This window comes from Phaeobacter italicus, assembly GCF_001258055.1.
In the GTDB taxonomy this organism is placed as follows: domain Bacteria; phylum Pseudomonadota; class Alphaproteobacteria; order Rhodobacterales; family Rhodobacteraceae; genus Phaeobacter; species Phaeobacter italicus.
Genome location: NZ_CVRM01000011.1, coordinates 103,113 through 117,907 on the forward strand (window position 1 = coordinate 103,113; position 14,795 = coordinate 117,907).

The 14,795-nt window shown below is 59.7% G+C and carries 11 protein-coding genes; 7 read left to right on the top strand and 4 right to left on the bottom strand.

Going from position 1 to position 14,795, the window contains the following annotated elements:
* Window positions 1-34 precede the first annotated feature (34 nt).
* From NIT7645_RS03765 to NIT7645_RS03780, 4 genes are all read left to right on the top strand, one after another.
* Window positions 35-1,609 (top strand): Re/Si-specific NAD(P)(+) transhydrogenase subunit alpha, encoded by a 1,575-nt coding sequence (locus NIT7645_RS03765; protein ID WP_008562809.1) that lies wholly within the window; start codon window positions 35-37, stop codon window positions 1,607-1,609.
* Window positions 1,610-1,622: 13 nt separating this feature from the next.
* Entirely contained in the window at window positions 1,623-3,056 is a 1,434-nt protein-coding gene (locus NIT7645_RS03770; protein ID WP_008563190.1) for an NAD(P)(+) transhydrogenase (Re/Si-specific) subunit beta, read from the top strand.
* Window positions 3,057-3,191: 135 nt separating this feature from the next.
* Window positions 3,192-3,596 (top strand): PaaI family thioesterase, encoded by a 405-nt coding sequence (locus tag NIT7645_RS03775; protein ID WP_008559317.1) that lies wholly within the window; start codon window positions 3,192-3,194, stop codon window positions 3,594-3,596.
* Between the two features lie 112 nt (window positions 3,597-3,708).
* On the top strand, window positions 3,709-4,992 hold the full coding sequence (locus tag NIT7645_RS03780) for a DUF3422 family protein (RefSeq protein ID WP_008561488.1): 1,284 nt from the start codon (window positions 3,709-3,711) through the stop codon (window positions 4,990-4,992).
* Here NIT7645_RS03780 and NIT7645_RS03785 read toward each other — a convergent pair.
* The 4 genes from NIT7645_RS03785 to NIT7645_RS03800 form a co-directional block, all read right to left on the bottom strand.
* Window positions 4,928-6,001 (bottom strand): YeeE/YedE thiosulfate transporter family protein, encoded by a 1,074-nt coding sequence (locus NIT7645_RS03785; RefSeq protein ID WP_037302489.1) that lies wholly within the window; start codon window positions 5,999-6,001, stop codon window positions 4,928-4,930. The genes NIT7645_RS03780 and NIT7645_RS03785 overlap by 65 nt on opposite strands.
* Before the next feature lie 247 nt (window positions 6,002-6,248).
* A complete protein-coding gene (locus tag NIT7645_RS03790; protein ID WP_008560345.1) occupies window positions 6,249-7,241 on the bottom strand; it encodes an ABC transporter permease in 993 nt (330 codons plus the stop codon).
* Window positions 7,234-8,241 carry an ABC transporter permease gene (locus tag NIT7645_RS03795; RefSeq protein WP_008561542.1) on the bottom strand — a complete coding sequence of 336 codons (1,008 nt, stop codon included), beginning with the start codon at window positions 8,239-8,241 and terminating at the stop codon, window positions 7,234-7,236. The genes NIT7645_RS03790 and NIT7645_RS03795 overlap by 8 nt, the downstream gene beginning before the upstream one ends.
* Window positions 8,242-8,450: 209 nt before the next feature.
* Entirely contained in the window at window positions 8,451-10,148 is a 1,698-nt protein-coding gene (locus NIT7645_RS03800; protein ID WP_008559936.1) for a peptide ABC transporter substrate-binding protein, read from the bottom strand.
* 324 nt (window positions 10,149-10,472) lie between these two features.
* Here NIT7645_RS03800 and NIT7645_RS03805 point away from each other — a divergent pair, with 324 nt between their 5' ends.
* The 3 genes from NIT7645_RS03805 (at window position 10,473) to NIT7645_RS03815 (ending at window position 14,789) form a co-directional block, all read left to right on the top strand.
* The gene (locus NIT7645_RS03805) at window positions 10,473-12,293 is read left to right on the top strand and encodes an ABC transporter ATP-binding protein (RefSeq protein ID WP_050686194.1); all 1,821 of its coding nucleotides are present in this window, start codon (window positions 10,473-10,475) and stop codon (window positions 12,291-12,293) included.
* 3 nt (window positions 12,294-12,296) lie between these two features.
* Complete coding sequence (argE, locus tag NIT7645_RS03810) at window positions 12,297-13,463, top strand: acetylornithine deacetylase (protein WP_008560501.1); 1,167 nt, start codon at window positions 12,297-12,299, stop codon at window positions 13,461-13,463.
* Between the two features lie 159 nt (window positions 13,464-13,622).
* The gene (locus NIT7645_RS03815) at window positions 13,623-14,789 is read left to right on the top strand and encodes a M20 aminoacylase family protein (protein WP_050686196.1); all 1,167 of its coding nucleotides are present in this window, start codon (window positions 13,623-13,625) and stop codon (window positions 14,787-14,789) included.
* Window positions 14,790-14,795: the final 6 nt, after the last annotated feature.

The window sequence follows — 14,795 nt, forward strand, 5'->3', positions numbered from 1 at the left end:
ATGCGGGCGGCGAGACAGAAGGGGGACCGACAAGGTGAAAATAGGCACGCCAAAGGAAGTGTTTGACGGCGAGGCGCGTGTTGCGATGACACCCGACTCCGCGGTTCAACTGCAAAAGTTGGGCTATGACTGTGCAATCGAAACCGGCGCCGGTGCAGCAGCCGGTTTCTCGGATGAGGCCTATGAGGCGGCTGGGGTAGAGATCATCAAGACGCCCGCGGCACTGTGGAAATCGGTCGATATCGTTGCCAAGGTGCGTCAGCCCACGGAAACCGAACTGAAGCGGATGACAGCCGGCAAGACGCTGATCTCTTTCTTCAACCCCGGTGGCAACGAAGCGGGCATGGAGCTGGCGCGCTCCAAAGGCGCGAATGTGATCGCGATGGAAATGGTTCCCCGCATCAGCCGCGCACAAAAGATGGATGCGCTGTCCTCTATGGCCAATATCGCGGGCTACCGTGCCGTGATCGAGGCGGGCAACAATTTTGGCCGTTTCTTTACCGGTCAGATCACCGCTGCAGGCAAGGTGCCCCCGGCCAAGGTGCTGGTTGTGGGCGCAGGCGTTGCCGGTCTTGCGGCGATCGGGGCCTCGACCTCGCTGGGTGCCGTGACCTACGCATTCGACGTGCGTCCCGAAGTGGCCGAGCAGGTCGAATCCATGGGCGCCGAATTTGTCTATCTGGATTTCGAAGAAGAACAGCAGGATGGCGCGGCGACTGGTGGGTATGCGTCTGTTTCCAGCCCAGAGTTCCGAGAGGCCCAGCTGGCCAAGTTCCGCGAGCTGGCCCCGGAGATCGACATCGTTATCACCACCGCGCTGATCCCCAACCGAGAGGCCCCCAAGCTGTGGCTTGAGGACATGGTTGCGGCGATGAAGCCGGGTTCGGTGATCGTGGACCTTGCAGCCGAAAAGGGCGGCAACGTCGAAGGCACGGTGATGGACGAGAAGGTTGTCACCGACAATGGCGTCACCATCATCGGCTACACGGATTTCCCCAGCCGGATGGCAACGCAGGCGTCGATGCTGTACGCGACCAACATCCGCCACATGATGACCGATTTGACCCCTGAAAAGGACGGCCAGATCGTGCATGACATGGAAGATGATGTCATCCGCGGCGCGACGGTCACGTTCGAAAAGGAAATCACCTTCCCGCCGCCACCGCCCAAGGTGCAGGCGATTGCTGCGCAAAAGAAACCCGATGCCCCCAAGGAGCTGACGGCAGAGGAAAAGCGCGCGCAGGAAGTCGCGGCCTTCAAGGAGCAGACCAAACAGCAGGTCACGCTTCTTGCTGCTGGGGGGGCATTGGTGCTGTTTGTTGGCCTGTTCGCACCGGCGAGCTTTATGCAGCATTTCATCGTGTTTGCGTTGTCGTGTTTTGTTGGCTTCCAGGTGATCTGGAACGTCTCGCACAGCCTTCACACGCCGCTCATGGCGGTAACCAACGCCATTTCGTCGATCATCATTCTGGGTGCGCTGATGCAAATCGGTTCCGGCAGCTTCCTGGTGATCCTGCTCGCCGCGCTTTCGGTCTTTATGGCCGGGATCAATATTTTCGGCGGCTTCCTCGTGACACGGCGCATGCTCGCCATGTTCCAGAAATCCTAAAGGGGCAGAGATCATGGAATTCGGATTTACTACTGCGGCCTATGTGGTTGCTGCTGTTCTCTTCATCCTGTCTCTGGGTGGGCTTTCAGGTCAGGAAAGCGCGAAACGCGCGGTCTGGTACGGGATTGCCGGCATGGCGCTGGCGGTTCTTGCAACGCTCATCGGGCCGGGTGCAGGATTGTGGTTCCTGTCGATCGTTCTGATCGCAGCAGGTGGCATCATCGGCTATTATGTGGCCAAGCGCGTGCAGATGACCGAAATGCCCCAGTTGGTTGCGGCGATGCACTCGCTTGTTGGTCTGGCAGCGGTTTTCGTCGGCTTTATCGCCCATATCGAACTTGGCCGTGTGCTGGCCATGGATGAGGCCGAGAAGAAGGCGCTGGAAGGTTTTGCAGCCCTTCTGGCCAAGAAGGACGGTGTTGAAATCGCGATCCTGCGGGTGGAGCTGTTCTTGGGCGTCTTTATCGGTGCTGTCACTTTCACCGGCTCTGTGATCGCCTATGGCAAGCTGGCGGGCAAAGTGACCTCTGCTGCCGAAAAACTGCCGGGTGGTCATGCGCTGAATGCGGGCGCGGCGGGTTTGTCGCTGCTCTGTCTGATCTGGTACTTCAACACCGGTGGTCTGCTGCCGCTGGTTCTGATGACGATCGCTGCGCTGTTCATCGGCTATCACCTGATCATGGGCATTGGCGGCGCGGACATGCCGGTCGTGGTGTCGATGCTCAACAGCTATTCTGGCTGGGCGGCTGCGGCGATTGGTTTCTCTCTGGGCAACGACCTGTTGATTGTTGTGGGCGCGCTTGTTGGCTCTTCCGGTGCGATCCTCAGCTACATCATGTGTAAGGCGATGAACCGGTCGTTTGTGTCGGTCATCCTTGGGGGCTTTGGCGGTACCGCTGGTCCTGCGATGGAGATCGAAGGTGAACAGGTTGCCATCGACGCCGAAGGTGTGGCGAATGCCCTGAAGGACGCAGACAGTGTTGTCATCATTCCGGGCTACGGCATGGCGGTGGCGCAGGCGCAGCAGAATGTTGCTGAGCTGACCCGTCGTCTGCGGGCCAAGGGCAAGAATGTGCGTTTTGCGATCCACCCCGTTGCGGGGCGTCTGCCGGGCCACATGAACGTTCTGCTGGCTGAGGCCAAGGTGCCTTACGACATCGTTCTGGAAATGGACGAAATCAACGAGGACTTCCCGGAGACGGATGTGGCCATTGTTATCGGTTCCAACGACATCGTGAACCCGGCCGCGCAGGAAGACCCCAACTCGCCCATCGCCGGCATGCCGGTGCTGGAATGCTGGAAGGCGAAACAGGTGTTCGTTTCCAAGCGTGGACAGGGGACTGGCTATTCCGGCATCGAAAATCCGCTGTTCTTCAAGGAGAACACCCGGATGTTCTATGGCGATGCGAAACAGTCGCTCGACACTTTGTTGGGGATGATCGACTGATCCAACCAGCAGTTCACCAAAGCAAGGCGTCCCGTTCGGGGCGCCTTTTTTGATGCGCTGCCGCGGCGTCTGTTTTGACAGGCGCAGGGCAGGGTGGTCGGGTTGACCCGTATACAGATAGAGGGATTGCACGACATGGATATTTTGAAAATGGGTCAGGAGATCCTCAAGACCCAGCCGTTTAGCCAGTTGGTCGGCGCGGAACTCACCGGTTTTGAGCGGGGACAGGCGGTGCTGGAGCTGGAACTTCGCGACGCGCTGAAGCAGCAGCACGGATTTGCCCACGGTGGTGTGCTTGCCTATCTTGCGGACAATGCGATGACCTATGCCGGTGGATCCGTTCTTGACAACGTGCTGACCCAAGAGATGAAAATCAACTACGCACGCCCCGCGATAGGGGACCGGCTGATCGCGCGGGCCGAGGTGATTTCCTCTGGCAAGCGTCAGGCAGTGACCCGTTGCGACATCTTTGTTCTGAACGATGGAGAGGAAAAACTGTGCGCTGCGGCCCAGGGGACGATCCTGAGTGTTGAAAAATAGGGGAATTTTCGAACTGTATGCCGTGGTATTCCGGTAAGTTATTGAAATAAAAGATTTCTTTACAGGTTTGTCCTGTTTTGACTAGTCTGCGGAGAAATTCGGAGACCCTGTAATGCCACCGATCGAAGACCATCCCCTGCGCTATCAGCTTGTCAACGAGCTGCACGCCCGCCCATTCCCCACCATGCAGAGCCCCTGCACGGTGGTCTATCTGGCGATCAAACAACCCAGCGAAGCGGTGCATCGGGACCGGACACTGGATCTACGCCACCTGACGGATCTGCTGGATCGTCATGGCGCGCCACACCCACAGCCGGGGGCTACGCACCATTCTGCCCAGTTGGGGCGCCATATGCTCAAGTGGGAGCAACACACCGAATTCGTGAGCTATACGCTCTACTTTGACGGGGTGAGCAAACGGGCCTTTGATCCTGTCGATTTCGATCTGTTCCCCAACGACTGGCTGGCACAGGCTCCCGGTCAGCGCATCACGTCGCTCATGATCCGGCTGGAGCCACGCCCAGCTGAGGAGGAGGCGATCAAATCAGCGTTTGCTGATTGGTTCGTCCCCGAAAGTCTGGCTGTCTCCAGCGTTCTGGACGACAGTGCCATCATGGCGGGGGATTTTCGCATCGATCCGGCGGGGCACATGCGGTTTGCGGTATTTGTCAGCGACGGAACCGGCAGTCAGCGGATCGGTCGCGTGGTGCAACGAATTTGCGAGATCGAAACCTACCGTGCGATGTCGATGCTTGGGTTTTCCCGGGCGCGTGGATTGTCGCCCTCAATCGGGGCACTTGATGCGCATCTGAGCGAAATGATGGCGCAGATGACCGGTGCCGAAGCCCCGGCAGAGCAGACCCTGTCCCAACTTCTGACGGTTTCGGCCGAGTTGGAGGCAATGGCGGCCCGTGCGTCTTTCCGATTTGGTGCGACCGGGGCCTATGAGGCGCTGGTCAACCAGCGGATCGCTTTGCTGCGAGAGGTGCGCTACGGCGGGTTCCAGACGTTTGCAGAATTCATGCTGCGGCGGTTTGAGCCGGCCATGCGGACGGTCAAGTCGACCGAGCAGCGGCTGGTCACCCTTGCTGACAGGGCGCGCCGTGCAGGAGAGCTGCTGCGAACGCGGGTGGATGTGGAGCGCAGTGCCCAGAACCAGGCGCTACTGGAAAGCATGGACCGCCGCGCGGATCTGGCGCTTCGGCTTCAGCACACTGTGGAAGGTCTGTCAGTGGTGGCAATCAGCTATTATGCGGTGTCGCTTGCGTCTTACGCGCTTTATCCGCTGGCGCAGGTTTTGTCCGTCAGCAAGGGGATGCTGACGGCGCTGCTTACTCTACCGGTTGTGCTGCTGGTTTGGTTGTCGGTGCGCCAGATCCGGAAGCGGCTGCATTAAGCAGCCGCTCGACAACGAGCGCCCCGGTCGCAATCGATACCAGCGCAAGGAGGGCTGCGAGGCTCAGGGTTGGAATACCGGCCAGCCCGGCTCCGACCGTGCAGCCGCCTGCCAGAACGCCGCCCATGCCCATGAGGCCTGCGCCAGCCATATAGCGGCCGGTCTGGCGCGGGCTGTCAAAGCTCTGCCATTGGAATGTGCCGCTCAGCAGGGCGGCGACCAAGGCCCCGGCCAGCACGCCCGCGACGAGACCCGTGCCAAATCCCGCGGGGACCGCGCTAGAGGCAACGGTGAAAAACAGCGTGTCCGCAGCGGGGGAGGTGAAGGAGAGGCTCTCCATCGCGATGGGGTCGAATTCGTCGAAAAGAACATAGCCGGTGCCGACCCAGGCCAATGGAACCAAGGCGCCGATGGCCGCGCCGCCAATCAGCGGCAGCAGACGGTTGCCTGAACGCGCTGCAACAAAAAGCGCAAGGGCCGTGATGACCGCCGCAGCGACACCTCCGCTGCCTGCAAGTCCCGACAGAGAGGCCGCATCACCCAAGGGCAGCGTCACACTGCCAAGCGCAGTCCGCAGCGGGGCGAATATCCCTTTCAGCGTGGCGTGGGCAACGATGGCGAATACCACCATGACCATCAGCGCGCGCAGATTGCCGCTGCCGCCCAGAACCAGAAGCCGCGAGGCGCAGCCCCGGGTGAGGATCATACCGCCACCAAACATGAGACCGCCCAGAACAACGGCCAAAACCGGCAAGTCAGCCACCAAAAGGCGGTGATCTGCAAAGTCGATCCAGCCCTGCGCAACGGCAGCTTGGGTGCCGATCACCGCGACTGCGAGAGCAATGGCCCAAACGCCTGCTGCCTGTCTGCGGTCCTCACCGACGAGGGCCCGGCGAAAGCAGAAGCGTGTCAGCTGGGCCAGTGCACCAAACAGAAGGCCAACGCCAAGCGCGAAGTAGACAGACACGGCGCGTGCGCTTGTTTCGTCAAAGCCAAGGGTTTCAAACATTTGCGGGCTCCATCATGGCGGCAGTGCCGAGATTTGGAATATTTTCCCGAAATGGCGTGATTTTCGGGCGCTGACAAGGGGAAGCCATGGGGAAAGCACAGGGGAATGCAGAACGGTATTCTGTTCGTGCCGATTTCATGAGGCAGATGTCCCGTTGCTGCGGTCATCGCAAAAAACAAACTGGCCGCCCAAGAGCAGGCGGCCAGTTGATATGTTCTTATTTGAATGTGTCGCAGTGTCTGCGGGATCAGCGGCCGCGGATCCTTGGATCCAAGGCGTCGCGCAGACCGTCGCCCAGATAGTTCACCGACAACACGGTCAGAGAGATCAGGATACCGGGCCACAGCACACGCTCGGGGAAGAGCGTCATCCGGTCAACCGCGTCATTCAGCAGGCGACCCCAGGTGGGGAAGTCCGGCGGGAAGCCAAAGCCAAGGAAGGACAGGGCTGATTCCGTGATGATCGCCGTTGCGATGCCGAGGGTGGCAGAAACCATGATCGGCGACAGCACGTTGGGCAGGATGTGACGAGAGATGATCTTGTCCGGTTTGGTCCCGATGGAGCGGGCCGCCAGCACGAACTCGCGCTCTTTGATGGCCAGCACGTCACCGCGCACGATGCGGGCTGTCGGCATCCAGGAGGTAATCCCGATCAGGCAAACGATCAGCACGAACACACCGCCCTCAGGGCCGATGGACTTGGACAGGCTTTCGCGGAACAGAACCGCGGCCACCAGGATCATCGGCAGCAGGGGCAGGGCCAGGAACAGGTCGGTCAGGCGCATCAGCAGACCGTCAAGGCGCTTGAAGTAGCCTGCAACCACGCCGACCAAGCTGCCCAGAAGCAGCGCCAGCACCATCGCAGCCATACCAACCGCAAGCGAAACCCGTCCGCCGAACATCAGGCGAGACAGCGTGTCGCGACCAAGGTTGTCGGTGCCCAGCGGATAGGCCCAGTCCATCTTGGCCGAGGGGTCCCACAGCGCGTGATAGATCGGCCGCATGTCCCGCAGTTTGATGAAGTCACGGCCAGTCGGCACATATTGGGCATCGTTCCAATACACCAGCGGGCCGAAGATGACCCCGACACAGATGATCAGGAACAGGATGCCACCCGACAGGGCGCCACGGTGGGATTTGAACTGATCCCACACGTCACGCCACTGGCTGCGCGGCGCCTTCTCGGCCTCCTGCTGCACGCTGGAATGCTGCAGCGGGTCTTTTTTTGCTGCGTCAGTCATAGCGAATCCTCGGGTCCAGAATGCCGTAGAGCACATCGGCGATCAGGTTGAACAACACGATCAGCACGGCAAAGATAAAGGTAAGTGTCTGCACCATCGGCAGGTCGTTGGCCTGGATTGCACCGATCAGCAGCTGACCGATGCCGTTCACCTTGAACACCTGCTCGGTGATGATGGCGCCACCAAAGATCGAGGGGATGCCCAGGGCGATGACGGTAACCACCGGGATCATCGAGTTGCGCAGCACATGCACCATGACCACGACATATTCGCTCAGGCCCTTGGCGCGGGCGGTGCGAACATAGTCCTGGTTGAGGTTGTCCAACATGGAGGCGCGCATGAAACGGCTGAGCTGTGCCGTGATCTGCAGAGCCAGAACCATCACCGGCATGACCATCTGCTGCAGCTGTTTGACAAAGGTGTCCCAGCTGTCGACGACAAGAGTGGTGTCATAGATCGACGGGAACCAGCCAAGCTGTACCGAGAAGATCACGATAACCAGAACCCCCGAAAAGAACGGCGGCACGGAGAAGCCCACCATCGACACAAATGTCCCCATCTGGTCAAACCAGCTGTACTGGCGGTAGGCGGAATAGATTCCGATCGGCAACGCGATGACAATCGCGACGATATAGGCAGTTCCGACAACCCACAGGGTCTGTGGCAGACGCTGAACAACGATGTCCATGACCGGAGAGCGGGTCTGCCAGGAGATCACGCGCAGATCGCCAGCAGAGAAGGTGGTGCCAAAGATATTGTCGATCAGAACCTGGGGTTCGATCCAGAAGAACTGCACCAGCCATTTCCAGAACCGGATATGGACGGGCTCGCCCAGGCCAAGGGCCAGGCGCATCTTTTCTTTGACTTCGGGGGGAACGGTGAGGGGAACCTGCGCCATCGGGTCGCCCGGGGCGAGCTCCAGGAGCAGGAAGATCACGAGACTGATAAACAGCAGTGTCGGCACTGCGAGGATCAGCCGTCGGATGGTAAAAGTCAGCATCAGCCAGGCGCCTTTGCAATTAAGGTGTCATGAGGTTCGCGTCAGCCTTGCCCGTCGTGACCGCAGTGTCACTGGGCTGGGAACGCCATGCGGGCTGTCTTAGGTCAGTTCGAAGGTGACAACAATGCCGGAATCTGCCCCGTGCCGTAACGCGAAAACCAGCAGGCCCCGGCTATGTGCCGGGGCCCCTGTTGACGACTGGATCGCCTTTATTCGGCGCGATGCCAGTCAGCGATGTTCCACAGTTCGCTGTCCCACACGTTCAGATCAACACCACCCAGGGTGTTTGCGTGTGCGGACAGACGGCCGCGGTGGACCAGCGGGATCATGCCGCCTTTTTCGAAGATGATGGTGTTCAGCTTCTGACCGATTTCAACGCGCTTGGCCATGTCGGCGGTGCCGGACAGCTCAGCGTGCAGGGCGTCGAACTCTTCGTCACAGAAACGGGAGATGTTTTCACCCTGCCACTGCGATGCCGGAGTCGGTGCCTTGTCGCACAGACCGTTGCCGAAGTAGGACTGCGGGTCGGTGCCGTTGAAGGTGTTGGCGTACATTTCAACGTCAGCATAGAACTTCTGGAAGGTGTCCGGGGAGCCCGGGTCGCCACCGAAGAAGACCGATGCGTTGATGTTGCGCAGCTCGGCGTCGATGCCGATTTCGCTCCACCACTGTTTGATCAGCGCCTGGAAGTCCTGACGTACAGCGTTGGTAGAGGTCTGGTACAGAACCTTCAGCGGTACACCGTCCTTTTCGCGGATGCCGTCACCATCGGTGTCGACGATACCTGCTTCGTCCAGCATCGCGTTGGCGCCAGCGACGTCCTGCACGTTGCAGCCTTCCGGGCTGATTGCGTAGGCTTCAGGGGCCGGAACCCAGGAGCAGGTCACTTTGCCCGCTTTGCCATAGCCGATTTCAACCAGCAGTTCGCGGTCGATCGCCATGGACATCGCCTTGTAGACGGCGGGGTCGGACAGGAACGGGTGCGGACGCACGACCGAACGCTCATCCGGGCCGAGGTCCGGCGACGGGTTGGTGTTGTTCAGCATCAGACGCTCAACCAGCGGGCCAAAACCTGCAACGGCCTTGCCTTTGCCGGCGGCTTCCATCTGGGAGATCACATCGGGTGCCAGCTGCAGGTTCCAGGCGTAGTCGAATTCGCCGGTTTCCAGAACGGCACGACCAGCTGCAGTTGCGTCACCGCCACCTTTGAACAGCACGCGCGAGAAGGCGGGCTTGGAGGCGTCGCGGTATTGGTCGTTTGCTACGAAGGTGATGACGTCGTTGGGCTTGAACTCTTCAACCACAAACGGGCCGGTGCCGATCGGGCCAAAGTTGGCGTCGGTGCACTCTGGGGCTTTGGCGCCCATGCACTGCTCGAACTGCGCTTTCTGCAGGATCGGGCTCTCACCGCCGACAAACGGGCCGTAGGGGAAGGGGGTGGCTGCGCCGAAGGTCACGACGACGGTATAGTCATCGGGTGTTTCGACAGAGGTCACGCCTTCGAATTTGGTCACCTGGGCACAACCGCCTTCGGGGTGGGTGCAGTATTCATAGGTGAATTTCACGTCGGCCGAGGTCAGCTCGGAGCCGTCGGACCACTTGATGCCTTTTTTCAGCTTCCAGGTGATCGAGGTCAGATCTTCGGACACGCCACCGTTGGAGGTGGTCGGGATCTCTTCTGCCAGCCACGGAACCATTTCGCCGGACGAGTTGTAACGCGCCAGCGGCTCGATCACGAGCGAGGCGGCTTCAACGTCCTTGGTGCCGCCCGAAAGGAACGGGTTCAGGATGGAAGGGGCCTGCCAATAGATAATGTTGACCTGGCCGTCCGATCCCCGTTCGGCAAAGGCTGCGGGAGCGAGAGCAGTTGCCGCAATCGCACCCATCAAGAGGGTCTTGATTTTCATTTTACACTCCTTGTCGGACACCTAAGCGCCTTTTTTTTGAACAAGCCTTTTTGGCCTGCTCGTTTGCCGCATTGCTGCGGGCCGTCCTGTAAGGCATGCCGCCTTTTCCCGTCATGGCTGAGCTCACAAGAATATGACTTCAGCGGAATTGACAGGCAGAGGTGGCTGCACTGCGGGTATCGAATACAGAGTTCCGGGAAATTGCAAGACTTGCGGTCCAGAAAAAAATGAGGTGGGTTTGACGCCGTGAATGCCGTTGCATACACCTTTGTGTTATCGCCACCGCTTTCTTAGAACCAATCAGGACTACAAGGGGACGTCACCGTGCTGGATCAGCCTATTGCACAAATTAAAGGCCTTCGCGTCGAGTTCCAGACAAAAGACGGCCCCGTTGTCGGGGTGCAGGATGTCTCGTTTGATGTGAATCCGGGCGAAACCGTTTGTATCGTGGGCGAATCTGGCTCAGGCAAATCGGTGTCCTCCTTGTCGCTGATGCGCCTGGTCGAGTTCGGTGGTGGTGAAATTACGTCGGGTCAACTTGTGTTCGATCGCCGCGAAGGTGGGCAGGTCGATCTGGGTGATACCGACCAGGCTTTGATGAAGCAGATTCGCGGCAATGAGATCGGAATGATCTTTCAAGAGCCGATGACCGCTCTCAATCCGGTGTTCACGGTGGGCCGCCAGCTGACCGAAGGGCTGCGGATCCACAAAAACATGAACAAGGCCCAGGCCGAGGCCCGTGCCATCGAACTGCTGCGCGAAGTGCGCATCCCCGAGCCTGAGCGCCGGATGAAACAGTACCCGCATGAACTGTCAGGCGGTATGCGTCAGCGGGTCGTGATCGCGATGGCGATGGCCTGTGAGCCGCGCCTGTTGATTGCGGACGAACCGACCACGGCGCTGGATGTGACCATCCAGGCCGAAATCCTCGCGCTGATGGACCGGCTCAAGCGGGAAACGGGCACAGCGGTCATGTTCATCACGCACGACATGGCCGTTGTCGCACAGATGGCGGACCGAGTGGTGGTGATGTTCCGCGGCAACAAGGTCGAAGAGGGCACAGTCCACGAGATCTTTGAAAATCCGCAGCATGATTACACCAAGGCACTGTTGGCGGCGGTGCCCAAGCTCGGTGAGATGAGCGGCAAGAACTATCCCGAGCCAATGAAGCTGATGGGGGCCGAAGACCAGAAAATCGAACCGATCAAGGGATCTGATGAGGTCATCCTGAGCGTCGAGAACCTGGTGACCCGCTTCCCGGTCAAGGGTGGCCTGCTTCGCCGCACCGTTGCGAATGTGCACGCGGTAGAGGACGTGTCCTTCAAGGTGTTCAAGGGCCAGACCCTGTCGCTGGTCGGGGAATCCGGTTGTGGCAAATCCTCTGCCGGGCGGTCCATTCTGCGTCTGGTCGAACCCCAGTCCGGCAAGGTCGAATTTGAAGGTCGCGATATTCTGGGGCTCAATCAGAATGAACTTCACAAGGCGCGTCAGGACATGCAGATGATCTTTCAGGATCCGTTTGCGTCGCTGAACCCGCAGATGCAGCTGATGGATCAGGTGGCCGAGCCCATGCGCAACTATGGGCTTGCCTCTGGATCAGAGCTGCAGGACCGGGTCGCCAACCTTTTTGACCGTGTACACCTGCCGCGCAGCTTTATGCGCCGCTATCCGCACGAGATGTCCGGTGGTCAGCGCCAGCGCATCGCGATTGCCCGCGCCCTTGCGCTGAATCCAAAGCTCATCGTTGCGGATGAGGCCGTTTCGGCCCTTGATGTATCCGTGCAGGCGCAGGTGCTGAACCTGATGATGGAGCTTCAGGCAGAGCTGGGCCTGTCCTTCCTGTTCATCAGCCACGATATGGCTGTCGTGGAACGTGTGTCTCATCAGGTTGGGGTCATGTACCTGGGGCGGATCGTGGAAATCGGCCCGCGGGCGCGTGTCTTTGAAAACCCGCAGCACGCCTACACCCAGGCCCTGATGAAGGCGGTTCCGATTGCGGATCCGAACCAGCGCAAGTCTGAGAAGGATCTGAATTTCAAACCGATCCCGTCTCCGATCCATGACCTGAACTACAGCCCCGAGCCTTCCCAGTACATGGAAGTTGCTCCTGGCCATTTCGTTCTGACCACTGATAGCGGGTACTGATCCATGGCCGAACAGCTGAGCCCACTGGAAATCATGACCAAGTTGGTCTCCTTCCCCACGGTCAGCCGCGACACCAATTTGCCGTTGGTTGACTGGGTGCAGGACTATTTGGACAGCCACGGCATCGTCTCCCATCGCTGGGTTGATCCCGAACAGCCCCACAAGGCCGCTGTCTTTGCCCATGTCGGCCCCGAGGTCGAGGGCGCAGTGGTTCTGTCCGGGCACACGGATGTGGTGCCAGTTGATGGCCAGCCGTGGGAGAGCGATCCCTTCACCGTCGTAGAGCGCGACGGCAAATATTTCGGCCGTGGCACCTGCGACATGAAGGGCTTTGATTCCTTGGCGATCTGGGGCTTGGTGGCGGCCCACCATCGCGGCGTTAAACGGCCGATGCAGCTTGCGCTCAGCTTTGATGAGGAAATTGGCTGCACCGGTGCCCCGCCGATGATTGAGGAAATGCAGAAGATCCTGCCCAAGGGCTCTTGCGTGATCGTGGGGGAGCCCTCGACCATGCAGGCGGTCACCGGCCATAAGGGCAGCGTTGGCTTTGACACGCACCTGGTTGGTTTTGAGGTTCACAGTTCGCTGCAGCCCACTGGCGTCAGCGCAATCATGGAAGGCGCGCGCCTGATCGAATGGGCCAATGATCGCAACGCAGAGAACATGGCCAAGACCCCCGATGAGGTTGCAGCGCGGTTTGATCCGCCATTTACGACCTGTCACGTTGGCATGATCGAGGGCGGGACTGCGCATAACATCACCGCGAAAGACTGCAGTTTCATGATGGATTTCCGACTGGTTCCGGGTGAGACCGCAGATCACTGGCAAGAGGCCTATTACGCCCGCATCCGCGAGGTCGAAGCAGGCATGCAGGCCGTCCGACCAGAAACCCGCATCGATGTCAGCCGCGATTTCTATGTTCCGCCGCTGGTGCCAGAGGTGGATGGAGAAGCCGAAACGCTTGTCAGGTCATTGACCGGCGATAACGCAACACATGTAGTGAGCTATGGCACCGAGGCAGGACAGTTTCAGGAAGCAGGTTATTCTGCCGTGATCTGTGGGCCGGGTGACATCGCGCAGGCGCATCAACCCAATGAGTTCATTGAGGTCGCGCAGTTTGATGCGGGACACAAATTCATGCAGGAACTGGTCGACCGGCTCGCCGGTTGAGCAGGCCTGACGGGCAGCATCCTGCCCAGGCCGGCGGCACTGTACGCCAATACTTGATAAAGCAAGTTTTTTGACGGAGAGTGCCGCAGCCTGCCGCGCGTTAGCGCTGTCGGCAGGACCCGGCCACCGGAGCGCGGATTGAAACAGGGGGAAAGACAGTTGCCGATCAAGAACAGACTGGCCGAGATGCACGGAGAAATCACCGCCTGGCGTCACCATCTGCATCAGCACCCCGAACTTATGTACGACGTCCACGAAACCGCAGCCTTTGTTGTGGAAAAGCTCACGTCGTTCGGGATCACGGATATCACGACGGGCATCGGCAAGACCGGTGTTGTCGCTGTCATCGATGGCAAGAGCAACAATTCGGGCCGCGTGATCGGTCTGCGGGCAGACATGGACGCGTTGCCCATTACCGAGGCGACGGGCCTTGAGTATGCGTCTACCAAACCGGGGCTCATGCATGCCTGTGGTCACGATGGCCATACATCGATCCTGCTGGGGGCTGCTAAATATCTCGCGGAAACCCGGAACTTTGACGGCCGCGTCGTGCTGATCTTTCAGCCTGCCGAAGAAGGCGGGGCAGGTGGGCTGGCCATGTGTCAGGACGGTCTGATGGATCGCTGGAACATCCAGGAAGTCTACGGCCTTCACAATGCGCCCGGTATTCCGGTGGGCACATTTGCAATTCGCCCGGGGCCGCTTCTGGCGTCGTCCGATGAGTTCGAGATCACGGTGACCGGTGTGGGTGGTCACGCAGCAACGCCGCATGAGGCGGTGGATACCACGCTGGTGGCGGCGCAGATCGTCGTGTCGCTGCAGTCGATTGTAGCGCGCAATGTGGACCCCCTGAGATCGGTGGTTCTGACAGTTGGCACATTTGAAACCGACAGCACTGCGTCCAACGTCATCGCCCATACCGCGCGCCTTCAGGGCACGGTGCGGACGTTGGCCAGCGAATGGCGCAGCAAGGCCGAAGATCGCGTCCGCCGCATCGCCGAAGACATTGCCTCGGCCTATGGCGCGCAGGCCGTTGTGAAATGGACGCCCGGCTATCCTGTGACTGTCAACACCGAGACAGAGACGGTCTACGCGGTTGAGGCTGCGCGGGCTGTGTCGGCCAATGTGGATGATGCCACCGACCCGATCATGCCGTCCGAGGACTTTGCCTACATGCTGGAGGAACGTCCCGGCGCCTATATCTTCCTTGGCAATGGCGACACCGTCATGTGCCACCACCCTGCCTATGTATTCGACGACGAAGCGATTCCGCTGGGCTGCAGCTGGTTTGCCGAGCTTGTCGAACGACGAATGCCCACAGCCTGAGGTCCC